Origin of the sequence: Flavobacterium sp. SOK18b (assembly GCF_014156605.1) — a bacterium.
Taxonomy (GTDB): Bacteria; Bacteroidota; Bacteroidia; order Flavobacteriales; family Flavobacteriaceae; genus Flavobacterium; species Flavobacterium tiangeerense.
On record NZ_QKNZ01000035.1, the window covers coordinates 51,143 to 74,780 of the forward strand.

At 33.2% G+C, this 23,638-nt stretch carries 23 protein-coding genes; 17 read left to right on the forward strand and 6 right to left on the reverse strand.

The features are described 5' to 3' along the window. Window positions 1-69: 69 nt before the first annotated feature. The 6 genes from DNC80_RS07225 to DNC80_RS07250 form a co-directional block, all read right to left on the reverse strand. Entirely contained in the window at window positions 70-2,040 is a 1,971-nt protein-coding gene (locus tag DNC80_RS07225) for a protein-disulfide reductase DsbD (RefSeq protein ID WP_131910599.1), read from the reverse strand. A 155-nt stretch (window positions 2,041-2,195) separates the two neighbouring features. Further along, complete coding sequence (locus DNC80_RS07230; protein ID WP_182650442.1) at window positions 2,196-3,002, reverse strand: hypothetical protein; 807 nt, start codon at window positions 3,000-3,002, stop codon at window positions 2,196-2,198. Window positions 3,003-3,004: 2 nt separating this feature from the next. Beyond that, a complete protein-coding gene (locus DNC80_RS07235) occupies window positions 3,005-3,532 on the reverse strand; it encodes a heavy-metal-associated domain-containing protein (RefSeq protein ID WP_233206898.1) in 528 nt (175 codons plus the stop codon). Between the two features lies 1 nt (window position 3,533). Beyond that, window positions 3,534-4,022, reverse strand: coding sequence for a TlpA disulfide reductase family protein (locus DNC80_RS07240; protein ID WP_182650444.1), 489 nt, complete (start codon window positions 4,020-4,022; stop codon window positions 3,534-3,536). Between the two features lie 29 nt (window positions 4,023-4,051). Then, complete coding sequence (locus tag DNC80_RS07245; protein WP_086452991.1) at window positions 4,052-4,414, reverse strand: heavy-metal-associated domain-containing protein; 363 nt, start codon at window positions 4,412-4,414, stop codon at window positions 4,052-4,054. A 153-nt stretch (window positions 4,415-4,567) separates the two neighbouring features. Then, window positions 4,568-4,924 (reverse strand): hypothetical protein, encoded by a 357-nt coding sequence (locus DNC80_RS07250; protein ID WP_182650446.1) that lies wholly within the window; start codon window positions 4,922-4,924, stop codon window positions 4,568-4,570. A gap of 715 nt (window positions 4,925-5,639) precedes the next feature. Between DNC80_RS07250 and DNC80_RS07255 the strand changes: the two genes are divergently transcribed. From DNC80_RS07255 to DNC80_RS07335, 17 genes are all read left to right on the forward strand, one after another. Further along, on the forward strand, window positions 5,640-6,008 hold the full coding sequence (locus DNC80_RS07255; RefSeq protein ID WP_086452989.1) for a hypothetical protein: 369 nt from the start codon (window positions 5,640-5,642) through the stop codon (window positions 6,006-6,008). Window positions 6,009-6,161: 153 nt separating this feature from the next. Continuing rightward, on the forward strand, window positions 6,162-7,007 hold the full coding sequence (locus DNC80_RS07260) for a DUF3347 domain-containing protein (protein WP_099715381.1): 846 nt from the start codon (window positions 6,162-6,164) through the stop codon (window positions 7,005-7,007). 28 nt (window positions 7,008-7,035) lie between these two features. Then, window positions 7,036-8,088 carry a YncE family protein gene (locus DNC80_RS07265; RefSeq protein WP_099715380.1) on the forward strand — a complete coding sequence of 351 codons (1,053 nt, stop codon included), beginning with the start codon at window positions 7,036-7,038 and terminating at the stop codon, window positions 8,086-8,088. A 103-nt stretch (window positions 8,089-8,191) separates the two neighbouring features. Beyond that, a complete protein-coding gene (locus tag DNC80_RS07270) occupies window positions 8,192-8,575 on the forward strand; it encodes a heavy metal-binding domain-containing protein (RefSeq protein WP_182650448.1) in 384 nt (127 codons plus the stop codon). Beyond that, complete coding sequence (locus tag DNC80_RS07275; RefSeq protein WP_370628718.1) at window positions 8,569-8,817, forward strand: heavy metal-binding domain-containing protein; 249 nt, start codon at window positions 8,569-8,571, stop codon at window positions 8,815-8,817. The genes DNC80_RS07270 and DNC80_RS07275 overlap by 7 nt, the downstream gene beginning before the upstream one ends. 190 nt (window positions 8,818-9,007) lie before the next feature. Next, on the forward strand, window positions 9,008-9,742 hold the full coding sequence (locus DNC80_RS07280) for a DUF3347 domain-containing protein (RefSeq protein ID WP_099716324.1): 735 nt from the start codon (window positions 9,008-9,010) through the stop codon (window positions 9,740-9,742). A 1-nt stretch (window position 9,743) separates the two neighbouring features. Continuing rightward, on the forward strand, window positions 9,744-10,214 hold the full coding sequence (locus DNC80_RS07285; RefSeq protein ID WP_086452985.1) for a heme-binding domain-containing protein: 471 nt from the start codon (window positions 9,744-9,746) through the stop codon (window positions 10,212-10,214). A gap of 5 nt (window positions 10,215-10,219) precedes the next feature. Further along, window positions 10,220-11,518, forward strand: coding sequence for an efflux RND transporter permease subunit (locus DNC80_RS07290; RefSeq protein WP_099715378.1), 1,299 nt, complete (start codon window positions 10,220-10,222; stop codon window positions 11,516-11,518). Then, a complete protein-coding gene (locus DNC80_RS07295) occupies window positions 11,515-13,452 on the forward strand; it encodes an efflux RND transporter permease subunit (RefSeq protein ID WP_182650451.1) in 1,938 nt (645 codons plus the stop codon). Before DNC80_RS07290 ends, DNC80_RS07295 begins: the two co-directional genes overlap by 4 nt. Further along, on the forward strand, window positions 13,439-14,692 hold the full coding sequence (locus tag DNC80_RS07300) for a TolC family protein (RefSeq protein ID WP_099715376.1): 1,254 nt from the start codon (window positions 13,439-13,441) through the stop codon (window positions 14,690-14,692). The genes DNC80_RS07295 and DNC80_RS07300 overlap by 14 nt, the downstream gene beginning before the upstream one ends. 2 nt (window positions 14,693-14,694) lie before the next feature. After that, a complete protein-coding gene (locus DNC80_RS07305; protein WP_099715375.1) occupies window positions 14,695-15,942 on the forward strand; it encodes an efflux RND transporter periplasmic adaptor subunit in 1,248 nt (415 codons plus the stop codon). 2 nt (window positions 15,943-15,944) lie between these two features. Then, entirely contained in the window at window positions 15,945-17,159 is a 1,215-nt protein-coding gene (locus DNC80_RS07310; protein WP_099715374.1) for an efflux RND transporter periplasmic adaptor subunit, read from the forward strand. A 148-nt stretch (window positions 17,160-17,307) separates the two neighbouring features. Next, a complete protein-coding gene (locus DNC80_RS07315) occupies window positions 17,308-17,886 on the forward strand; it encodes an AAA family ATPase (protein ID WP_255493192.1) in 579 nt (192 codons plus the stop codon). Beyond that, window positions 17,883-20,420: a heavy metal translocating P-type ATPase gene (locus tag DNC80_RS07320; RefSeq protein ID WP_099715373.1), complete on the forward strand. Its 2,538-nt coding sequence runs from the start codon at window positions 17,883-17,885 to the stop codon at window positions 20,418-20,420. The genes DNC80_RS07315 and DNC80_RS07320 overlap by 4 nt, the downstream gene beginning before the upstream one ends. Before the next feature lie 34 nt (window positions 20,421-20,454). Beyond that, the gene (locus DNC80_RS07325) at window positions 20,455-21,699 is read left to right on the forward strand and encodes a hypothetical protein (protein WP_099715372.1); all 1,245 of its coding nucleotides are present in this window, start codon (window positions 20,455-20,457) and stop codon (window positions 21,697-21,699) included. Window positions 21,700-21,710: 11 nt separating this feature from the next. After that, a complete protein-coding gene (locus DNC80_RS07330) occupies window positions 21,711-22,775 on the forward strand; it encodes a hypothetical protein (RefSeq protein WP_143394893.1) in 1,065 nt (354 codons plus the stop codon). Window positions 22,776-22,887: 112 nt separating this feature from the next. Then, the gene (locus DNC80_RS07335; RefSeq protein ID WP_099715370.1) at window positions 22,888-23,598 is read left to right on the forward strand and encodes a PepSY domain-containing protein; all 711 of its coding nucleotides are present in this window, start codon (window positions 22,888-22,890) and stop codon (window positions 23,596-23,598) included. The last annotated feature ends 40 nt before the right edge of the window (window positions 23,599-23,638 follow it).

The window sequence follows — 23,638 nt, forward strand, 5'->3', positions numbered from 1 at the left end:
ATTATTTTTAACCCTAAAAATATTGCGTTATAAAAAAAGCTGTCCAAATCATTTTTAGACAGCTTTTTTCTATTTTTGAAACTGTTTAATGCCATATTTCAGCCATTGTTCATATTCAGTAATGTCTGGCATATATCCAACTGGTTGGTTTAAACTTTTCTCTTTTGTATCCAATATGATATAATACGGCTGAGCGTTTGCCTTATAACGAGTGATTTGGAAATCACTCCATTTGTTTCCTATTGATTTTATCTTTTTGCCAGTTTCTTTAGAGACATATTGTTCCTCGATAGGCAATTCTCTTTTGTCATCAACATATAGTGAAATAAGAACTACTTCATTATTTAAAATAGATAAAATGCGAGGATCCGACCAAACATAATCTTCCATTTTTCGGCAATTTACACAAGCAAATCCTGTAAAATCCAAGAGAATAGGTTTGTTTACACTTTTGGCATAAGCCAATCCTTTTTCATAATCGGTAAAAGCCATAATATCATGTGGTCCTTTATGTGCTCCGTCTGGTAATACTATTGCTGATGTAGATTCTCTGTTTGAGCCGCCTACACCGTATGGAGATTCACTATAGGTCATAGGTGGAGGAAAGCCACTTATTAATTTTAATGGAGCACCCCATAAACCCGGAATAAGATATATTGCAAATACCAATACCACTAGTCCAACAGATAATCTTCCTACTGAAATTGAAGACGAAGGAGAATCATGTGGCAAGGTTATTTTTCCGAATAAGTAGAATGCCAAAGTTCCAAATATAGCAATCCAAATGGATAAAAATATTTCTCTTTCAAACCAGTGCAATTGCAATACTAAATCGGCATTAGACAAGAATTTAAATGCTAAAGCTAATTCTATAAAACCTAAAAATACTTTTACTGTATTTAACCATCCGCCAGATTTTGGTAATGTATTTAACCAACCTGGGAACATGGCAAATAACATAAAGGGTAATGCTAAAGCAAAAGAAAAACCTAACATCCCCACAATTGGTGCTATACCACCTTTGGAAGCTGCTTCGACTAATAATGTTCCGATAATTGGTCCTGTACAAGAAAAGGAAACTATTGCAAGAGCCAGCGCCATGAAAACGATTCCTAAGATTCCACCTTTATCTGCTTGACGGTCCACTTTATTTGCCCAGGAATTAGGTAACATAATTTCGAAAGCGCCTAAAAACGATAATGCAAATACAACCAATAACACAAAGAAAATAACATTGAACCATACATTGGTTGATAATGCATTTAGTGCATCGGCACCAAAAATTAAGGTAATTACAGTTCCTAGAAATACATAAATCAAGACGATTGAAATACCATAGATAATGGCATTTTTAATTCCTTTGGCTTTGTTTTTGCTTTGTTTTGTAAAGAAACTTACTGTCATTGGGATCATTGGAAACACGCAAGGAGTAAGCAATGCCGCAAAACCAGATAAGAAAGCAATAAAGAAAATCATATATAAACTAGAATCAGATTCATTAGATTCTGGTTGTTTTTCTACCGCAGTATTTGCATCAGCTTTGGTAGTTTTTTCGTTTGCAATATCGGAAGCCTGGATTTCTTTTGCTTCAAGCGTTTTAAGATCAAACTCAAAATATTTTGTTTCGCTGATACAGTTTTCCATGCAAACTTGGTAAGAAAGCTCCACTTGTATAATTTCCTTTTCTGGATTAATCTGTTTGATTAATTGGGTAAAAGTAACTTTATCGGAAAAGAAGATTTCATCGACACCAAAGATTTCATTAAACTCTCGTTTGGTTTCACTTTCGGTTGCTTTTCCAATAAATTCATAATTGCTTTTGTTATCATGAAAAATGAATTCGGCAGGAAGAGGACCATCTTCAGGTGTAAATTGAGAATATACGTGCCAACCTGCTTCGATATTACCATTAAAAGTAAGTACATATTCTGAGGTGGATTTCTTCTCGATTCTAGGTTCCCATTTCACAGGATTTATAATCTGTGCCTGGACTTTGACAAAAACAAAGCCCAAGAGTAATAAATAAAAGATTTTCTTCATTTTATAAGTTTAATCAGAACGATTTGTTCTGGTGATAATTTGATTTTACACGTGTCATTTCCCGATAAGCCATAGGAAGTGTTTCGATGGTCTTTTGCCATCGAAACACTTATTTTATGAACTTTAGATTTAAATTAAAATCTTGGCGAAGTAATTTATTTGGTCACATTAAAAAAAGTATATTCCAGTTTTAAGAAAACACCATCAGATGTGGCACGTTGCATCGAGCTATACAATTCTTTTTTGTATGCAAGGTCAATTCTCGCCTGACTGTTAATGATAAACTGAATCGAAGGAACTACATCCAGATATGATTTTCCGTTTTCGGTTATCGTTTGTCCAGTAAATTCCAGCATCGCATTGATGTTGGTTTGTTTAAAACTTGTATAATTTTTTGGATACATTAATTTCCCTACTGAGAACGTATAATTTACTGCGCTGTTACCCAAAAAATCCGGAAAGCTATAATCACTGTTATTAAGTGCCCGCACGTAACTTGCAGAAGAACTTATGGCAACTTTATGGATTAACTGAGTAGCTACCAGACCAGCTTCGTAACCAGAGTTTCCTCCCATTAAGTCTATAGCTTCCTGATTAATAAAAGAGTTATTATAACTGTATCGTCCAAAGGCAGCCATCCTAAAATGACTTTGTAAATCATCTACAGAAAAGAAACGATATTTAGCATAAAAACCACCACCTTTAAGTCCCAATCCATTTTCTTGGTTACTAAGAAAAGCTGAGGTACGAACCATGATATTTTTATTTATTCCCCAAGTAACTTCGGGCGTTAAATTATACATAGACCCACTTTCCAGTTGATTTTTCATAAGAGATTGACCAACCCGAACCCCAATAGAACCCGCCGGAACATTACTAGCGGGTTCGGTTACTACAAATAATTCCTGTGCATCTATTTTGAATGAAACAAGTAATAAGAAAACAATTGATAGATATTTCATTTTTATAGGGTCTTTAAATAATAATCATTTTCATTTTCCGTAGCATAACCAGGATATTTAGAATATGATTTAACTAGTTTTTTATACTCTTTTTGGGTTACAAAACCTTTATCCAGAACTCTGTATCTTGTTTCTGCATGAGCTACTGGGGTTTTAATATCAATGAAATTATAAGTTACATCATCAACTTTTAAGGTTGTATTATCCTCAATTGTTGGCGTATGAAACTTTGCAGTCAAAACCATAGAACCTACAAAGAAACCAGCTTTTTCAACAGCGTTTTTTAATACTTTAGGTTGTAATGAGTTATCTTTTTTAAAATAAACGGTAAACGTATTTGTGTTTAAATCAGTACCAATACTATCTACTTCGGTAAAAGATTTTAATTGTTTATTTATCGCATTAGAGCACATAGAACAAGTTAATCCCGTTGCCATTATTTTGACTTTAGTGATTTGAGAATATGATTTTACACCAGTTAATAATACTAAAAGTGCAGCGGCTACGAATTTTATATGTAATGTTTTCATTTTATTTTTTGTTTTTTTTGATTTGAGCAATTATTTGTGATTCGGTTGGGTTTATGGCAATCAGTTTTCCTGATGCATCAAAAAGATAGGTTGCAGGTAGTGCTTCAACTCCAAAAGCCACAGCATTTTTGGCATCAAAACCTTTCGGGTCGATTAATTGCTGGTGTTTCATTTTGTCTTTTTCAATGGCTTTTAACCATTTTGATTTATCGATATCAATTGAAATTCCAACAATTTCAAAACTCTGACCTTTGTATTGGTCATACATTTTTACCAATTTTTTGTTAGCCATTCGGCAAGGTGCGCACCATGATGCCCAAAAATCTACCAAAACTGTTTTTCCTTTAAAAGTATTTAGTTTAACTGTAGCGTTCTTATTGTTTTGAAGCTGAACATCTGGAAAAGAATCTCCTATTTTTATTTGTGCACTTGCTATAGAAACAGTTGCTATCAGGGAGAGTAATGTGATTATATTTTTTATTTTGAACATGAAATTTAATTTAAATGATTTGATTATGATTACTCCGCTTTTTTAGGACTTGCTTCTCTATCATATTGGCAACATCCGTGCAATTCATCGTAAACAGCATTTGGGGCACTAAATTTTTCATTGTCATATCCAGCATCTGCAACACGTTTTAGTATGGCATCAAGATTGGTTTTCTTAGTATCGTAGGTAACTGTAGCGGTTTTGGTGTTCGTGTCCCAATTTACTTTGGCAACTTTATCAATGTTTGCAGCCGTTTCAATAGTTTTTTTGCACATGCCACAATTACCATTGATTTTTACGGTTTCAGTTGTTTTGTTTTTTATTTGCGCGCTGGCGAAAGTGACTGATAGCAATAGAGTCATTGCCATCAATAATTTTTTTATTGAGTTCATTGTTTTTATAATTTTGAATGAATTAATCCTAAAGCATGACAGAAGCATAGCAAATACAGCTATATCTGAAAATGAATCGGATTAAATATTTTAATAATTTTAAGCCTTAAATAGGCTTTGGAAGAGACAGACTTATGGATGTCAAAAAGGAATCTAGCTTAATTTAGGTGGAAGCCAGATAGAACGGAAATCTGAAGAAATAAAGATTTCTGAATAATAGTGATTTTGTTTTCTTTCAGAAAAACTAAAAAGTGAATTGTTTTCTGTTTGAAAATTAAGAATAAAGCTATAGCCACAGTAAGCAGTTGGGCAACCACAAGAATTACTTAAACAACTAGTATCGCAATTGTGTTCTTTCTTATTAGAATCTTTTTTCTTGCAACAGTCTTTTACTGTAAATTCTTTTTTACAACATGGCATTTCTTTTTTTGTCCCATGCGCATAAGTAAGCGTTGGTCCCAAAAGAAAACCAAGCGTAACGAGTAGCAATATGTAGAACTTTTTTGTCATACTGGGCACAAATTTACAATTTTATTAGCTGACTCGAATGTTAATTTTTTTGTAAATGTTCTATTATAATTGATTCTTCAATTATGTTTAGTGACACCCCGCTGAAATAAAAACAGTTTAATTAATTGATAATCAGTATTTTTGTTTTTAGGACTAAAAGATCGTTTTTAATTTACTGAACACTTGTAACATGTAGATTAGTAATTTTTACAAATTAAAAGAAATATAATTGTTGATTATGAAACCAGTTAATTAATAACGTATCCCAACTGAAGAACTGGAAATTCATCGCTTTTATTCAACAAACGGAAAGAATTGATAAAATTATCGATGGATTTGAATAGTCATATGTCTTCCATGAAATTACATTAAAAGCTAGTGAATTCAAATTTCTAACTTTAGATTATGATGAGAAAACTCAAAATTTCGATATAATAGTTTTCCTGAAAAACTAAAATTTATATCAACTGGCTCAAATACCAGATAATAATGAGGAATTAATCCATTTATATGATTTAAAATTTTACATAGATGAGATTAACACTCATAACAAAGATTAAAGTAGTTTAGTCTTCATCTATTTGCTTCCCTAATAATACTTTTAATGAGAATATAAATCAAAACAAAATAGTAGTGATGAAATTTTTTTAACAAGTCTTTATTGAAAATTAAGATTATTTCTCTAACTTTGTTCAATATTAGATTTTCTATACAAATGAAAAAGTTTCACATTTTATTAATCGTTGTACTTGGCTTCTTCTTGATGCCAATGGTAACTTTTGCGTGTGGAAACAATTCAGAAAAACAATCTTGCAAAAAAGAAATCTCTTCTAAAACAGATAAAAAAGATTGTTGCGAAGGTGATAATCATTCGAAGAATAAAAATCATAAAGGTTGTGGAGGAAAATGCAGCCATTCTAAATGTGGTTGTGCTTCTTCTTGCAACACATCTGTTTCTATTAATGAATTGAACTTTAATAAAAATATTTTTAATTTCTTTTCAGAAAAACAAAATTTTTACAATTACGAAACCTCCATTTCTTCTGGTTTCAATTCTTTATGGCTTATACCAAAAATAGGCTAAATTTTAAATTTGATAGCCATAATTGTGTCAAATCAAAAGCAATTATTGCTTTAAATCATTTACTTTCTCAGTTAATTTCATTTTCAAAAGGCTGGCTTTGTTGTGCTGTCATTTTGTTCTTGTTTAACTAATTCAATTTAAAATTATTTTACAATGAAATCACTAAAAAAAATAGTGATGGCAATAACTCTATTGCTATCATTCACAGTGTCTAATGCGCAAATCAAAAACGCTAAAACTGAAACCGTAAAAATATTCGGGAATTGTGGAATGTGCGAAACCACCATAGAAAAAGCAGGAAGTCTCAAGAAAATTGCCAATGTTGATTGGAATAAAGACACCAAAATGGCTACGCTTACTTATGATGCTAAAAAAACCAATCAGGATGAAATCTTAAAACGTATTGCACTTGCGGGTTATGATAGCGAAAAATTCCTTGCTCCAGATGCTGCATATTCAAAACTTCCGGGATGTTGTCAATACGATCGTGAAGCAAAAGTTGCAGTAAAAACGGAAACAAAATCCGAAGAAACTAAAATGGAAATGAACGACCATTCTACAATGACTGAAAACCAAGGAACAGACCAACTAAAACCAGTTTTCGATAATTATTTTTCATTGAAAGATGCCTTGGTAAAAACAGATAGTAAAACGGCTTCTGCAAAGTCAAAAGATTTTTTAACCGCAATCACTGTCGTAAAAATGGAAACATTGAAAATGGATGTACATATGACTTGGATGAAAGTTTATAAAGATTTAACTGCTGATGCAAAAAATATTTCTGAAACACAGGATATCAAAAAGCAAAGAGAACTTTTCAAATCATTATCTAAAAATACGTATGAGTTGATAAAAGTTTCAAAATTTACTGAACCGGTTTATTATCAATATTGCCCGATGCAAGATGCCAATTGGTTAAGTAAAGAAAATACAGTTAAAAATCCTTACTACGGATCACAAATGTTGAGTTGTGGTAAAACAGTAGAAACAATAAAATAATAAAATAATAAAATTAAAACTTTAAAAAATGAAGAATATATCTTTTACCGCATCAATAATTGGAGCAATACTTTTATCATCTTGTAATAAAGATGATAATATGGATATGACAAATGCAGCATTAAACGTTAATTATCCAGCAGCGTATGTTGTCAATGGTGAAGATGCAACAATTTCAGTAATCAAATTATCAACTAATGAAGTTACAGGAACTATTCCATTGATGGGAACCGGTACAGATATGATAATGTGGCCACACCATATTTCTTCACATTCAAATCATCTTGCAATTGGAGTTCCGGGAATGGATTTAAGCGCAGGACACGCAGTGACAGGAACTATGTCGGGTAAACTTGTTGTTATTGATGCAACAACTGGTTCAATTGTTAAAAAAATGGGTTTACCTGTAATGAACCACAATACTATTTATTCTCCAAATGGTGCAGAAATTTGGGTGCCTCAAATGGATATGAACGGAAAAGTATTGGTGTATGACGCTACAACTTATGCGTTGAAAAGTACAATTACTGTAGGTATGATGCCTGCAGAATTAACTTTCTCTTCGGACGGGACAAAAGCCTATGTTGCTAATGGCGATGATGATAACGTTTCAGTAATCAATGTAGCATCAAAATCAGTAGTTGCAACGGTTACAGTTGGTAACAATCCTGTTGGAGCTTGGACTGGTACAGATGGTAAAATGTATGTTGATAACGAAGACGGACAATCTATTTCTGTTATAAATGTAGCTACAAATGCCGTTGACCAAACTATTATTTTAGGATTTATGCCCGGAATTGCCTCACACAACGGAACAAAAAGCGAATTATGGGTTTCAGATCCAATGAATGGAAAAGTACATTATTGGACTTGGGATGCTGGTATGATGATGTGGATGCACGGTGGCGCTTTTAATACGGGTGCTGGTGCTCACGCAATTTCTTTCACTATGGACGGAAACACTGCCTATGTAACCAACCAAACAGCAAATACAGTTTCTGTTGTAAATGTTACCAATCATACCGTTACTAAAACAATCAATGTTGGTAAAAAACCAAATGGGGTTGTAATAAAAATGTAAACTATTAATTTCTAAAATATCAAATGTAAATTTGATAAACGATTAAAATGGCTTGCAATTGATCAGTGTTAATATTATAAACAATTAATTAAAACTGTAAAAAATGAAAAATCTAATTATCGTACTAAGCGTATTCTTAGCAGTTAGCACAGTAGCATCAGCTCAAGAAGCTACAAAATCTTCGCAAAAGGAAGCTCAAAAAACAACTTATACTTGCCCAATGCATCCAGAAGAAGTGAGTTTAATAGAAGGAAAATGTAGCAAATGTGGAATGACAATGGTAAAAACCACTGAAAAAATAGATACTCACGCTACAAAAGGCAGTCAACCTAAAACTAAAATTGTAACAAAATATGTTTGTCCAATGGACGGCTCAACTTCTGATACCGAAGGGAAATGTTCTAAATGTGGAACTAGGATGGTAAAAATTACCGAAAAGATAGATACTCACGCTACAAAAGGCAGTCAACCAAAACTAAAATTGTAACAAAATATGTTTGTCCAATGGACGGCTCAACTTCTGATACCGAAGGGAAATGTTCTAAATGTGGAACTGGAATGGTAAAAATTACCGAAAAGATAGATACTCACGCTACAAAAGGCAGTCAACCTAAAACTAAAATTGTAACAAAATATGTTTGTCCAATGGATGGCTCAACTTCTGACAAACCGGGGGAATGTCCTAAATGTGGAATGGAAATGGCTAAAACGGAGGGTAAGAAAAAATAATCCAGTCGCATAAATTTTAAATTTCCTTTTAGTTTAATTCAATGCACATGATACCAATAATAAGGATGCAATGATTTTAATGACCCTATAAAATGAAAAAATTAATTTCTATATAAAAATGGGTTTTCAAAAAAATATTCATCAAAAAATGTTGCAAATACCAACAATATCAATTAAAAAAAATAATAAAATGAAAAATCTAATCCTTTCAGCCATAGCGATGGCATTTGTACTTGTTTCTTGTAATCAAAAAAATAAAGAAGCTGCAACAACTAATTCGGAAACAACAGAGAGTACCTCGCAATTATACGCGTGTCCAATGCACCCAGAGGTTACAGGAAAAAAAGGTGAAAAATGTTCAAAATGTGGAATGGAATTAACCGAACCAGTTGTACAAAATGAAGCAGCTCATGATCATACTGATGGTAGTCATAGTCATAATGATACAACAACAGTTGAAGTTAATACTGAAGCTACATCGGTTACCCAAACAACATTTTCAACAAGCGAAATAATCTCTGGTTATTTAAAACTCAAAAACGCACTCACAAAAGACGATACAAAAGGAGCAGCCAATGCGGGTAAAGCATTATATGCAACTTTCAATAAAGTCAATACTAATGCAATAGATCCAAAATTGAAAACAGAATATATTGATATTGCTGATGATGCTAAAGAACACGCAGAACACATTGGTGATAATGGTGGGAAAATTGACCACCAAAGAGAACATTTTGCGATGTTGAGTAAAGATGTGAATGATTTGATAAAAATATTTGGAGCAAAACAAAAACTATATCAAGATTTTTGTCCTATGTATAATGAAGGAAAAGGGGCTATTTGGATAAGTGAAAGCAAAGAAATAAAAAATCCTTACTACGGTTCGAAAATGCTTACTTGTGGTTCTATGAAAAAACAATTATAAAATGAAAAAAATCATCAAGAAAATACTCATAATCGGGTTTGTTATTTTTTTGTTGATGCAGTTATATCAACCTGCTCGTAATGAAAGTTATGAGCAGGAATTAACTGCAAATTTCACAAAAATGTACGATGTTCCTAAAAATGTTGAAACTATTTTACGGACATCTTGCTACGATTGTCACAGTAACAATACTAATTATCCATTATATTCTTACATTCAGCCAGCACGGTTTTTTATGGAAGAACACATTAAAGATGGTAAGAAGGATTTGAACTTTAATGAATTTGGAAAGTACTCCAAGCGAAAACAAGAAAACAAATTAGAAGCTATCATCAAACAAATAAAATCTGATGAAATGCCCTTAGCGTCCTACACGTTACTTCATAAAAATGCAATAGTAACACCTGCTCAAAAAGAGGAAGTAATCAATTGGATAAATAAAACAAAAGATAGTCTTTCATTAGAAAACTAAACATTATGGTAGAAAAATTAATATCATTTTCACTAAAAAATAGATTTGTTGTTCTTCTCGTCTCAGCTTGCTTATTAGCTTGGGGTATTTATAGCGTGCAACAAAATCCTATAGATGCCATTCCAGATTTATCCGAAAATCAAGTCATTGTCTTCACGGAATGGATGGGAAGAAGCCCGCAGGTTATAGAAGCACAAGTAACCTATCCTTTGGTCTCTAACCTACAAGGTATACCAAAAGTCAAAAATATTCGTGGTGCATCTATGTTTGGGATGAGCTTTGTATATATCATTTTTGAAGATGATGTAGATGTCTATTGGGCAAGAACTCGTGTATTGGAAAGATTAAATTATGCCCAACGATTACTACCTCAAAACGTAGTGCCGACATTAGGCCCAGATGGAACTGGAGTTGGTCACGTCTTTTGGTATCATTTAGAGGCTAACGGTATGGACTTGGGAGAACAAAGAGCTTTACAAGATTGGTACGTGAAATTTGCATTACAAACTGTTCCTGGCGTGGCTGAAGTAGCATCATTTGGTGGTTTTGAAAAACAGTACCAATTAGTGCTAGATCCCTTGAAAATGCAGTACTATAATGTGAGTATGATGGAAGTGATGAATGCAGTCAAAGCAAATAACAATGATGTTGGTGGTCGAAAATTTGAGATGAGTAATATGTCTTACATAGTAAGAGGTTTAGGGTACATAAAAAACATAAAAGATGTAGAAGATATTGCTATTAAAAATTATAATTCCGTTCCAGTAAAGGTAAAAGACATTGGTTCGATACAAATGGGTGGAGATTTACGCTTGGGAATTTTTGATGAAAATGGAACAGGTGAAGTTGTAGGAGGAATTGTAGTCATGCGTTATGGTGAAAATGCAGATAAAGTTATAAAAGCAGTAAAAGAAAAAATGAAAGAAGTTGAAAAAGGATTGCCTGAAGGCGTTTCTTTTAAAACGTCTTATGACCGAAGTGAATTGATAGAAAATGCAATCGCATCTGTTAAAGGAACTTTAATAGAAGAAATGATTGTTGTTTCAATTGTCATACTACTTTTTCTTTTTCATTGGCGAAGTGCTTTAATTATCTTAATACAATTGCCTATATCTGTGGCCATTGGCTTTATTTTGCTTGAAGCATTTGGTATATCATCTAATATCATGTCATTAACGGGTATTGCATTAGCTATAGGTGTTGTCGTCGATGACGGAATTGTAATGGTGGAAAATGCGTATAGGACAATTTCGGAGAAACAGGAAGAGATGGAGAGTAATCAAAATAATTCGGAAATAAAATGAAAGACAAAATAAAAAATATATTCAAAAAAGAACACGACCCGTTATCTTCTGAAGAAAAATTACAACTTATAGAAAGTTCTTCGAAATTAGTTGGCCCAGGTGTTTTTTATTCAACACTCATTGTAATAGCATCTTTTTTACCTGTATTTCTTCTCACAGGTATGGAAGGTAAATTATTCAGCCCATTGGCTTGGACAAAATCGTTTATACTTATAGTAGATGCTTTTTTAGCCATTACACTTACTCCAGTTCTAATTAGTTTTCTGCTTAAAGGTAAACTTCGTCCAGAAAACAAAAATCCAATTAATAAAAAACTGGAAAGCATATATACTCCTATTTTAATTTTTTGTTTAAAATGGAGGAAAACAGTATTAGGTATTAATATAATTGCGCTCCTGATTGGCGTTTTAATGTTTACCCGTTTAGGGACAGAATTTATGCCACCTTTAGATGAAGGTTCCGTGCTTTTTATGCCTGTAACATTGCCAGATGTATCCAATTCTGAAGTGAAACGAATTTTACAAGTGCAAGACAAATTGATAAAATCGATACCCGAAGTAGCACACGTATTGGGAAAAGCAGGAAGGGCTAATACTGCTACCGATAATAGTCCAATTAGCATGATTGAAACTATTGTTTTGCTGAAACCCCAAAACGAATGGAGAGAAGACAAAACGAAAGCCGATATTGTTAATGAAATAAATAATAAACTTCAAATTCCAGGAGTTACGAATGGTTTTACACAGCCCATCATTAATAGGATTAATATGCTTTCTACTGGTATTAGAACCGATGTAGGAATAAAGATTTACGGAGCAAGCTTAGACACTATCAATGTTTTATCTCAAAAAATAAAAAAAGCCCTTGAAGGTACTTCTGGCGTAAAAGATTTATATGCGGAACCGATTACTGGCGGAAAGTACATCGATATCGAGGCAAAAAGAGAGGCCATTGGCAGATACGGACTTACAATAGATGATATAAACAATGTGGTAGAAGCGTCTATTGGTGGAATGAAACTTACTACAACCATTGAGGGAAGACAACGATTTTCTGTAAATGCAAGATATGCTCAAGAATACAGAAATAGTATTGAGGCATTAAAAAAACTCCAAGTGCAAACAATGGAGTTTGGTCCTATTCCATTAGAAGCCGTTGCCGATGTAAAAATAAGCGATGGTCCTCCAATGATAAATAGCGAAAATGCAATGCTACGAGGCAGTGTCCTGTTTAATGTGCGAGAGCGTGATCTAGGAAGTACGGTAAAAGAAGCGCAAAAAAAATTGAATGCAATGATCACTAAAATGCCAAAAGGCTATTATGTGGAGTGGAGCGGACAATGGGAAAACCAAATCAGAGCCAATAAAACATTAAGCATGATTTTACCTATAGTTGTCATCATTATTTTCCTCATTCTGTACTTCACCTATCATTCTATGAAAGAAGCACTGATTACAATGATAACCGTACCGTTTGCTTTGATTGGAGGAATTTTTATGGTCTATTTTTATGGAATAAATTTATCCGTAGCCGTTGCAGTTGGTTTTATAGCATTGTTTGGAATGGCAATCGAAACCGCTATGTTAATGACTATTTATTTGAATGAAGCGATGAACAAAATGGTAGAAAAACACGGGAACAGTGCAGCAACAATCACAGAAGCAATTTTGAAACAGTACATTATTGACGGTTCTGCCAAAAGATTAAGACCAAAATTGATGACCGTTTCCGTTTCCCTATTTGGATTAATCCCTATCCTTTGGGCAACAGGAACTGGAGCCGATGTGATGTTGCCAATTACGGTTCCACTCATTGGGGGTACAATTACCTCAACAATTTATGTATTATTAGTAACTCCTATAGTTTTTGAGATGGTAAAACTTCGAGAATTAAAAACAAAAGGCAAAATAGAACTTATAGATGTTAAAGAATAACTGTTATATCGCAATAAGCTGTTTGATTTTAAGTACTGCTAATATGGCGGCGCAAACACTTTCGTTGGATGCTGTTTTGACGAATATCAAAACAAATAATCCACAACTAAAAATGTATGATGCTGATATTCAAAGTATGGATGCAGCAGCAAAAGGAGCAAAAAGTTGGATGCCTCCGCAAGTGGAAACGGGTTTTTTTATGACGCCTTACAATAGTAAATTATGGAAAGCCGATGAAATGGGGCCTGGTATGGGATCTTACATGGTTGGTGTTACACAAATGATACCGAATGCTAGAAAACTTAAGTCTGATTTCAATTACATGAATGCAATGTCATCTGTTGAAAAAGAGAATAAAGGTTATACAATTAATCAATTAAAGGCACTGGCAAAAACGAATTATTACCAATGGCTGGTATTAAATAAAAAAATAAAAATTGCGGATGATAATTTATTGCTCTTAGACTATATGATAAAAAGTATGGAAATACGCTATCAGTATAATATGGATAAATTGCCAACCTATTACAAAGCAAAATCGCAATACGGTGCATTACAAAGTATGATTGTAATGTTACAAAACGATATTTCCCAGAAGCGAATTATGCTAAATACCTTGATGGCTAGAGATAAAAACACTTTGTTTGAAATAGATGAAACCTATAAATTAAATGATTTTGATACCATAAAAGCAGATACAACCTCACTTTCCCAAAACCGAAGTGATGTTAAAGCTATTGAAAAAACAATGGTATTAAATCAATTAAAAATTGAAACCGAAAAAGCAAAATTATTACCAGAATTTGGTGTCAAATATGACCATATGTTTGCCTTTGGAGAACAGCCAAAACAATTCTCTTTAATGGGAATGATTACTATTCCCATGCCTTGGTCAACAAAAATGAATAAAGCCAATATCAACAGTTTTAAAATCAAGAATGAAGGTCTCAACTGGCAAAAGCAAATGATTTTGAATGAAGCAGCAGGAATGATTTCGGGTATGAATACAGAATTGATAAACCTAAAAAAACAATATGATATTGCTGAAAAAAATATCATTCCTGCCTTAAAACGAAACTATGATACTGCAATATTGGCTTGGCAGAATAATACGGGAGATTTATTTGTAGTATTGGATGCTTGGGAAGCGTTAAATATGGCACAAATTGATGCTCTGGATAAATTGCAAAATATTTTAAGCACACAAGTAGAAATCGAAAAACAACTAGAAATCAAATAATTATGAATAAATATTTAAAATATAGTTTGGTTTTAATCGTAATTTCTAGTATAGGATTTGCTATCTATTTCTTTCCAATAAAATCAGACAATCACTTGGAGAATTTACATCAAAAAGAAGTATACACCTGTTCTATGCATCCCCAAATTATTCGCGACAAACCTGGCAATTGTCCTATTTGCGGAATGACTTTGATAAAAAAAATAACAGAAAGCCAAGCTGAGGAAGACAATTCTATTGATAATCTTTTGAAACCTACTGATAATTTTATCGTCGGGAATTATCAAACTACAACAGCTAAAGACACGACATTAAGCAGTGAGGTAGACTTACCTGGAATAGTGTCTTATGATCCAAATTCATCAGTAAATATTGCTGCTCGAATAAGTGGAAGAATAGAAAAAATGTATGTCAATTATAAGTACCAAAAAGTAGCTAAAGGACAGAAATTATTTGATTTATACAGCCCTGAATTATTGACAGAACAGCAAAATTTTATTTATTTAGTTTCCAATGATTCCGATAATACCTCAATTATTAAAGCCTCAAAGCAAAAATTATTGCTTTATGGAATGACTAAAAATCAGATAAATTCATTGTCTTCCTCCAAAAAAGTAAATCCTCAAGTTTCAATTTACAGTCCAGCTTCTGGAATTATTCAAGGAACAGAAAAAATGGATAATACAAGCAATTCGACGATGCAAAGTACAAGTAATAATACAGAAATATTAAACATAAAGGAAGGTAACTACATAAAAAAGGGAGAAGTCGTTTTTAAATTAGTAAATACAGATAAAGTATGGGGTATCTTTAATGTTAGTCAAGGGTACAATAGTCTAATCAAAACCAATCAAGCTATCAAAATTGCTACAGAATTAGACAAAAATGAATTCATGGATGCAAAAATAAATTTTATTGAAACTCAATTTAATCCAGCAGATAAATCCAATAGAATTAGGGTATACCTAAACAACATTAAACTAAAATTCCCAATAGGTCTGCGATTACAAGGAATTGTGAAAACAAATTCAGTACAAGGGGTTTGGCTGCAAAAACAAGCATTAGTGAGTATTGGCAACAAGAGAATAGTTTTTATAAAAAAGAATAATGGCTTTAAAGCAACTGCAATAAAAGCAGGAATTGAAATAGATGATTTTATTCAAATTATCAGTGGAATTTCCGTTGAGGATACTATTGCTAAAAATGCACAATATTTAATTGATAGCGAAAGCTTTATTAAAACCGAATAATTATGAAAACGATAAATATAATAGGAATTCTATCAATACTACTTACTGTATGTATAGCTTGTAATACTAAAAACAAAGAAGACCATAGCGCACATAAAAGTAAAGAAACTGTTTTTTACACTTGTTCTATGGATCCTCAAGTAAAGGAGGATAAGCCTGGGAAATGTCCCATTTGCCACATGGAGTTAACTCCAATAAAAAGTGACGACACAGCTGCAAACGAGATAAGCTTGAGTAAACAGCAGCTCCAATTGGGGAACATCATCACGCAAACTGTCGCAACAACTCAAAGCAGTTTAGAACAAAATTATACAGGGGTTTTAACAATTAATCAAGAAAAAATTAACACCATTTCTGCTAGAGCAATGGGGCGAATTGAAAAGTTATACTTCAAAACGGTCGGAGATTATGTTGCTAAAAACGAACCAGTATATCAATTGTATAGTGAAGATATTGCCATAGCCAAACAAGATTACTTCACAGCATACAAACAACTTACCATGCCAGGTGATTTTGGAAAAAATGCACGTACGATGCTCATTGCTGCCAAACAAAAACTATTATTCTTTGGTTTATCCAATGCCCAAATTGAAACTATAAAATCGAGTAAAGAGATTTCTCCGTACACTATTTTCTATAGTAATAGCAGTGGAACTATCTCGGAGATAATAGCAACAGAAGGCAGTTATGCAATGGAGGGTACTGGTATAATTAAATTGGCAAATTTAAATAGTCTTTGGCTCGAAACACAGGTGAATATAAATTATGCAAAAAGCATGCACCTTGGACAAAACGCCAAAGTTTCATTTACTGATTATCCTGATAAAACTATAATCGCAAAAATTTCATTTATAAATCCTGAAATAAATCCAGACACCAGACTGCTTTTAATTCGAATGGAAGTGCCCAATCAAAACTTGCTGTTGAAACCCGGAATGCAGGCAATTGCAAGATTGACACAATCCAATATAAAAGGAGTATTCATACCTACTGATGCTGTCATCAGGGAAGAAAATGCTTCTTACATCTGGATTGAAAAAAGACCAGGAGTATTTGAAAGCATAATGGTGGAAACAGGAGTAGAAACCAATGGGATGATTGAAATTAAATCAGAAATGGATCCATCTAAAAAAGTAGTCATTACTGGAGCGTATGCCATAAATAGCGAATATAAATTCCGAAAAGGAAATGATCCTATGGAGGGAATGAAAATGTAGTGTTTAGCAAGAAATGACACATACCTATAGTATTATTGAGACGGCACGTGTTCAAAAATAATATTATATTCGATCTGCGTGCTTTGCAAAAATCATAGCCAAAGGTTGAAAACCATAATAAATAGAAAACGAATTGAAACTAGTATGAATGAATTATGTTCTACTTGCAATTTTAAAAGTGATGAAAATGGACAATCAAAAAGTAGATACCAATTGGTATGTTATTACAGGTGGACCTAGTACAGGTAAAACAACAGTAATTGATATGTTATCGAAAAGGGGCTACAAAACAACTATTGAACACGCCAGACATTACATTGATAGCATGAGGGAAGAAGGTAAAAGTCTAGAAGAAATAAGAGAAAATAAAAGACAATTTCAATTAGCTGTGCTAGATATGCAAATTGAACAAGAAGCGGAATTATCACCTATTGAAACTGTTTTTCTTGACAGGGCTATTCCTGATGCGATGACCTATTATCAGTTTTTAAATCTTGATTATGACGAAAAATTACTTAATGCCATTAAGAGGGTGTCTTATAAAAAGATTTTTATTTTAGACCGATTACCTTTTACAAAAGACTATGCAAGAACAGAAGACGAAGAAGCACAAAAAACCATTCATAGATTAATTTTCGAGGTTTACAATTTATTAAGTTTTCCAGTCATTTTTGTTCCATTATTAACACCAAATGAAAGAGTAAATTTTATTTTAAAAAACATATGATACATACCTATAAAATTACCGGAATGACTTGCGATAGCTGTCGTTCTAAAGTGGAAAAAACATTGAATGCCATCGATGGAATTCAAGCAACGGTTACTTTGAATCCTCCAATTGCAACTATAACAATGGAAAAACACATTCCACTGGATCAATTTCAAGAGGCATTAACAACCGTTGGAAAGTACACTATAGAAATGAGTAGCGCTAACGATACAACTCACAAAACTGTCAATGAGCCAATAACAAAATCGTGTTGCAGTACTAAAACTAGTGATAACATGGATACAATACCTTCACTAAGTAATGCTCAAGGCAAATACTATTGTCCGATGCATTGTGAAGGAGACAAGGTTTACGATAAGCCCGGGAGTTGTCCAGTATGCGGAATGAATTTAGAAAAAGTTCATGAATTAAGTGCGGTTAAAAAATTATACACCTGTCCGATGCACCCGGAGGTAATCAAAGAAGAACCTGGCTCCTGCCCTATTTGCGGAATGGATTTAGTACCAATGGAACCTACAGATAGTGAAGACAAAAAGGTTTACAATGATTTGCTTAAGAAAATGAAAGTAGCAACAGCCTTTACAATTCCTGTTTTCGCAATAGCTACTATAGAAATGATGTCAAATAATCCGTTAGAAAAGATAATGGGCATTTCATACTGGAATTGGGTACAATTGATTTTGACGCTTCCCGTGGTTTTTTATGCGTGTTGGATGTTCTTTGTTCGCGCTTGGAAGTCAATTGTTACCTGGAATCTCAACATGTTTACGCTGATAGGAATTGGTACTGGAGTAGCTTTCTTGTTTAGTTTGGTTGGCATGTTTTTTCCTGATATTTTTCCAAATGAATTTAAAACCGAAAGCGGCACAGTGTTACTTTATTTTGAAGCAACAACGGTCATATTAACCTTGGTTTTGTTAGGCCAATTATTAGAAGCAAGAGCACACAGTCAAACTAGCGGTGCCATAAAAGAATTATTGAAATTAGCGCCCACCGAAGCGACTTTGGTTATCGAAGGAGGGGACAAAGTAATCTCGATTCACGACATCAAAAAAGGAGATTTATTACGAGTAAAACCGGGAGATAAAATTCCAGTAGATGGAAAAATTACTGATGGAGAAAGTACTATAGATGAATCTATGATTTCAGGAGAGCCTATTCCTGTTGATAAAAAGATTGATGATTCAGTTATAGCGGGAACCATAAACGGAAATAAATCCTTTGTTATGATTGCCGAGAAAGTTGGTTCGGAAACCTTGCTTTCGCAAATTGTTAAGATGGTAAATGATGCGAGCCGATCCAAAGCACCCATTCAAAAACTCGCGGATAGCATTGCAAAATATTTTGTACCGATTGTAGTTGTAGTTTCTGTCTTAACCTTTTTTGTTTGGGCAAAATTTGGACCGGAACCTGCCCTAGTCTATGGTTTTATCAATGCCATTGCAGTATTAATAATTGCCTGTCCTTGTGCTTTGGGATTAGCCACACCAATGTCGGTAATGGTCGGCGTAGGTAAAGGAGCACTATCAGGTGTTTTGATAAAAAATGCTGAAGCATTAGAGAATATGAACAAGGTAAATGTTCTGATAACTGATAAAACAGGTACCATTACCGAAGGAAAACCTTCTGTCGAAAAAGTGTTCTCCTTACAAAATGACGAAAATGGGCTATTGCAAAATATCGCTTCTTTAAATCAGTACAGCGAACACCCATTGGCGCAAGCCGTAGTCAATTTTGCAAAAGCAAAAAATATTTCATTAATCGAAGTCAACGATTTTGAAGCCATTGCTGGAAAAGGAGTTATTGGGACGGTAACCAATAAAAAAGTGGCCCTCGGAAATAAAAAACTAATGGAACAAGTGAACGCCACAGTTTCTGATGAATTGGAAAATAAAATTGTAGCCGAACAAAAACTAGGAAAAACAGTTTCTTATATTTCCATCGATGGGGTTGCTTTGGGTTTTGTAACCATTACAGACAAGATAAAAGAAACAAGCAAAGAAGCAATAAAAGAACTGATGCGTCAGGGTGTTGAAGTAATAATGATAACGGGCGACAATGAAAACACCGCAAAAGCCGTCGCTGCCGAACTCGATCTTAGTTCATTCATCGCAGGAGCCCTCCCCGAAGACAAACTAAATGAAATTAAGCGCCTCCAATCCCTCGGAAAAATTGTCGCGATGGCAGGAGACGGCATCAACGATGCCCCTGCATTAGCACAGTCAGACATCGGAATTGCCATGGGTACCGGAACTGACGTGGCGATAGAAAGTGCTAAAATAACTTTAGTAAAAGGCGATTTACAAGGTATTGTGAAAGCCAAAAAATTGAGCCACGCAGTAATGAGTAACATTAAACAAAATTTGTTTTTTGCCTTTTTCTACAATGTTTTAGGTGTGCCAATTGCAGCCGGAGTTTTATATCCATTTTTCGGGATTTTACTTTCTCCTATGATAGCAGCTTTGGCAATGAGTTTTAGTTCAGTATCCGTAATTGTAAATGCGTTAAGATTAAGACGTTTGAAACTTTAGAACATGTGAATAGAAATTTATATGGTAAATTAAAATGAATAACCTTACTCAAATAGTCCAACAATACAAAACCGATGCCGAAAGTGTTTATAATACTTGGTTTGTCGATAACGACCAAAGGCTAAAAGCATTTCGAACCATTCGTAGAGGAATTTTACAAGTCATTGACGATATCAAAGACAAGACTTTTCCAAATGATTTTAAAGGGAGTAGTTTAGAATTTGTGTTGAGTTGTATTGCAGAACAAAAACAAATTTTTGTAGGTGTGGCACATCCTTTTTATTGGAAACCAAAATTAAGAATTCCAGATATTTACGAAAATCCAAACAATAAAATTGCTTTCGGCCAATTTCTCGAAAACTGCATCAATGCCAAAACCGAAGAACAGATTATAAAAGAGATTGTTAAATTGGATGAGTTAAAAATAAAAGGTTTAGGTCCGGCGGTAGCCAGTATTTTATATTTCTTGCACCCCACTTGGTTTCCGCCATTCAATACGGCAATTCTCAACGGATTTAATTTTTTATTCAAAGACAAAAAGAAGTTAGGAAGTTGGACAGAATATTTAAAAATCCGAGAAACATTAATTGAAACTAACAGCAAACACAAAGCAGAATTATCTAACGATTTAGGAGCGATTGCCGGATTGTGTTTTGAGATTGGAACACAAAAAATGCTAATTGGTAACGATGAATATTTAAGCGAAGACGAACGCACAAAGTTCGAAAAGAATATACTAAAACGCCAAAAAGAAATTCAGGAAGAAAAATTAGCAGAAAACCTTCATAACGAAATGCAATACCATTTGTTAAAAATTGGCAGTTCATTAGGTTACGATGTTACTCCGGCCAGTAATGATAAAAGCAAAGCATTCAATGGTCAAAGTTTTTCGTTTATATCAATTAGTAAATTTCCTGAATTACCAACAGATAAGGACACCCAAAATACGATTAAACTCATTGATGTACTTTGGTTTAAAAAAGGAACAAACAAAATCATTGGAGCATTTGAAGTAGAAAAAAGCACCAGTATTTATTCAGGTATTTTACGTTTATCCGACTTGTATTTTAGTATTTCCAATGGCGAAGAGGTATTTTATATCATCATTCCAAACAGTCGCGAAAAAGATGTGATACAACAATTGAATAGACCTGTTGTTAAAAATTCAAAAATGAATATCAAATACATACTATTTTCAGAATTGCGAAGTCAATGTGATGCGATTTGCAAGTTTGGTTCAGATTATTCCATTATGGAAAAAATAGCAAAATCAACTTAAATAATAAAAAAATGAAAAATCTTGTAGTACTCAAAAAATTTCAGATTATGGTAGTATTAGTAGTGGCTGGCTTAATAATTGGCAGCTGCAATAATCCTAAAAAAACAATGCAATTAGCAAAAGTATATGTAGCCAATGAGGATGGAGGTAGCATTTCTGTTATAAACCTTCAGGACAGCACAAAAAATACAGAAATATCAATTAGTGACTCTTCAGGAATGATGTTTATGGCTCATAACGTACAAGTTGCACCTGATGGGAAATCCGTTTGGGTGACGGCGATACCTATGGATAGTACAGCAACAAATCAATTGATAGTAATCGATCCAAACACTAATTCAATAAAAAAACGTATTGAACTTGGTAAGGATTTGCATCTGGCTCATGTAGTTTTAGATAATAAATCTGAATATGCTTATGCAACTGCAAATGAAACAAATCAGATATTTCAAGTCGATGCTAAAACATATAAAATAACTCAAAAATTTGAGTTAGGAAAAGGATATTTACCACATGGTTTTAGACATCAAAACGGAAAACTTTATGTTGCAAATATGGATGCAAAAAGTATGTCGATTATTACTATTTCTGATGGCACAATAACAGACATTCCACTGGGAGGAGTGGCTGTGCAAGTTGCAACTACACAAGATGAAAAATTTATTTTTGCGAGTTTGTATGATACTAAAGAAGTAGTAAACTATGATATTAAAAATGCTCAAATAACAAGAATAAAATTACCAAATGATGCGCAAGGTCCAATTCAATTATATGCCACGCCCGACAGTAAATTGTTATATGTAGCCGATCAAGGGGAAACAATGGGTAGACCTGTTTCAAATAAAGTTTTTGTAATTGACATAACCAGTAACAAAGTTATTAAAACTATAACCGTAGGTAATAAGGCACACGGTGTAGTGGTTAGTAAAGACGGAAAAACAGTTTATGTTACCAATAGTGGTGACAATACTGTTTCAGTAATAGATGTGACAACTCAAAAAGTAATTAATACAATTGCAGTAGGCAAAAAACCGAATGGAATAAGTTATTCGTCCGAAACTGGCGGAATGGAATAGAAAATTAGGCAATGAATATTCTAATATATTCTGTTTTATATAATTGCAATTTTAATGCGATTTTCAAAGTTGGTTCAGTTTATTTAACAATTTAAAAAAAATTAAAAGGTAAATGATTAAAGGAAAAAAAGTAAAATGGATTAGAAAATCTCACCGATATTTAGGAATATTTTTAGGTCTTCAATTCTTAATGTGGACCATTAGCGGTCTGTATTTTAGTTGGTCTAATATTGATGATATTCATGGAATTCAATTTCATAAAAAAGGAATTGTTGCCGAGTCGTTTTCAGGTTTAATAAGTCCTTCCCTACTTCATCCTTCGATAGCAATTCAATCTATAGAATTAAGGGTAATAAATAATCAACCTTTTTATTGGGTTAATGACAAGATGCTTTACAATGCCAAAACAGGAGACTTAAAAAAAGGAATCACTAAAGAAGAAGCATTAGCAACTGCGGATAAAAATATTGTATCAGGTTTAAAAGTAAAAGAAATACAACTTATTAAAGAAGTAGGGAAACACCATGAATATAGAGAGCATTTACTACCTGCCTATGTTATTTCATACCAAGAACCAAATAATTTAAAGGCTTATATTTCAGCAAATGATGGAGCTTTTCAAACGATTAGACACCGCGATTGGAGATGGTTTGATTTTTTATGGATGACCCATACCATGGATTATGAGGGTAGAGACAATATGAATAATATTGTTTTGCGACTATTTTCATTATTAGGGTTAATAACCGTTTTAAGTGGTTTTTTACTTTGGTATATCTCATCGCCTACTATTAGAAAAATTTGGAGGAAAATAAAAAAATAATTTAAAATAATAAAAAACAGTAAAATCAATTTAAAATCAA

What these genes read in the sequence shown, in the direction of transcription:
- DNC80_RS07225 (WP_131910599.1), bottom strand. Translation starts at nt 2,040, where the DNA reads ATGAAGAAAATCTTTTATTTATTACTCTTGGGCTTTGTTTTTGTCAAA.
- DNC80_RS07290 (WP_099715378.1), top strand. Translation starts at nt 10,220, where the DNA reads ATGGTAGAAAAATTAATATCATTTTCACTAAAAAATAGATTTGTTGTT.
- DNC80_RS07300 (WP_099715376.1), top strand. Translation starts at nt 13,439, where the DNA reads ATGTTAAAGAATAACTGTTATATCGCAATAAGCTGTTTGATTTTAAGT.
- DNC80_RS07320 (WP_099715373.1), top strand. Translation starts at nt 17,883, where the DNA reads ATGATACATACCTATAAAATTACCGGAATGACTTGCGATAGCTGTCGT.
- DNC80_RS07295 (WP_182650451.1), top strand. Translation starts at nt 11,515, where the DNA reads ATGAAAGACAAAATAAAAAATATATTCAAAAAAGAACACGACCCGTTA.
- DNC80_RS07260 (WP_099715381.1), top strand. Translation starts at nt 6,162, where the DNA reads ATGAAATCACTAAAAAAAATAGTGATGGCAATAACTCTATTGCTATCA.
- DNC80_RS07335 (WP_099715370.1), top strand. Translation starts at nt 22,888, where the DNA reads ATGATTAAAGGAAAAAAAGTAAAATGGATTAGAAAATCTCACCGATAT.
- DNC80_RS07230 (WP_182650442.1), bottom strand. Translation starts at nt 3,002, where the DNA reads ATGAAATATCTATCAATTGTTTTCTTATTACTTGTTTCATTCAAAATA.
- DNC80_RS07305 (WP_099715375.1), top strand. Translation starts at nt 14,695, where the DNA reads ATGAATAAATATTTAAAATATAGTTTGGTTTTAATCGTAATTTCTAGT.
- DNC80_RS07270 (WP_182650448.1), top strand. Translation starts at nt 8,192, where the DNA reads ATGAAAAATCTAATTATCGTACTAAGCGTATTCTTAGCAGTTAGCACA.
- DNC80_RS07330 (WP_143394893.1), top strand. Translation starts at nt 21,711, where the DNA reads ATGAAAAATCTTGTAGTACTCAAAAAATTTCAGATTATGGTAGTATTA.
- DNC80_RS07265 (WP_099715380.1), top strand. Translation starts at nt 7,036, where the DNA reads ATGAAGAATATATCTTTTACCGCATCAATAATTGGAGCAATACTTTTA.
- DNC80_RS07280 (WP_099716324.1), top strand. Translation starts at nt 9,008, where the DNA reads ATGAAAAATCTAATCCTTTCAGCCATAGCGATGGCATTTGTACTTGTT.
- DNC80_RS07235 (WP_233206898.1), bottom strand. Translation starts at nt 3,532, where the DNA reads ATGAAAACATTACATATAAAATTCGTAGCCGCTGCACTTTTAGTATTA.
- DNC80_RS07250 (WP_182650446.1), bottom strand. Translation starts at nt 4,924, where the DNA reads ATGACAAAAAAGTTCTACATATTGCTACTCGTTACGCTTGGTTTTCTT.
- DNC80_RS07310 (WP_099715374.1), top strand. Translation starts at nt 15,945, where the DNA reads ATGAAAACGATAAATATAATAGGAATTCTATCAATACTACTTACTGTA.
- DNC80_RS07325 (WP_099715372.1), top strand. Translation starts at nt 20,455, where the DNA reads ATGAATAACCTTACTCAAATAGTCCAACAATACAAAACCGATGCCGAA.
- DNC80_RS07285 (WP_086452985.1), top strand. Translation starts at nt 9,744, where the DNA reads ATGAAAAAAATCATCAAGAAAATACTCATAATCGGGTTTGTTATTTTT.
- DNC80_RS07255 (WP_086452989.1), top strand. Translation starts at nt 5,640, where the DNA reads ATGAAAAAGTTTCACATTTTATTAATCGTTGTACTTGGCTTCTTCTTG.
- DNC80_RS07245 (WP_086452991.1), bottom strand. Translation starts at nt 4,414, where the DNA reads ATGAACTCAATAAAAAAATTATTGATGGCAATGACTCTATTGCTATCA.
- DNC80_RS07240 (WP_182650444.1), bottom strand. Translation starts at nt 4,022, where the DNA reads ATGTTCAAAATAAAAAATATAATCACATTACTCTCCCTGATAGCAACT.
- DNC80_RS07315 (WP_255493192.1), top strand. Translation starts at nt 17,308, where the DNA reads ATGAATTATGTTCTACTTGCAATTTTAAAAGTGATGAAAATGGACAAT.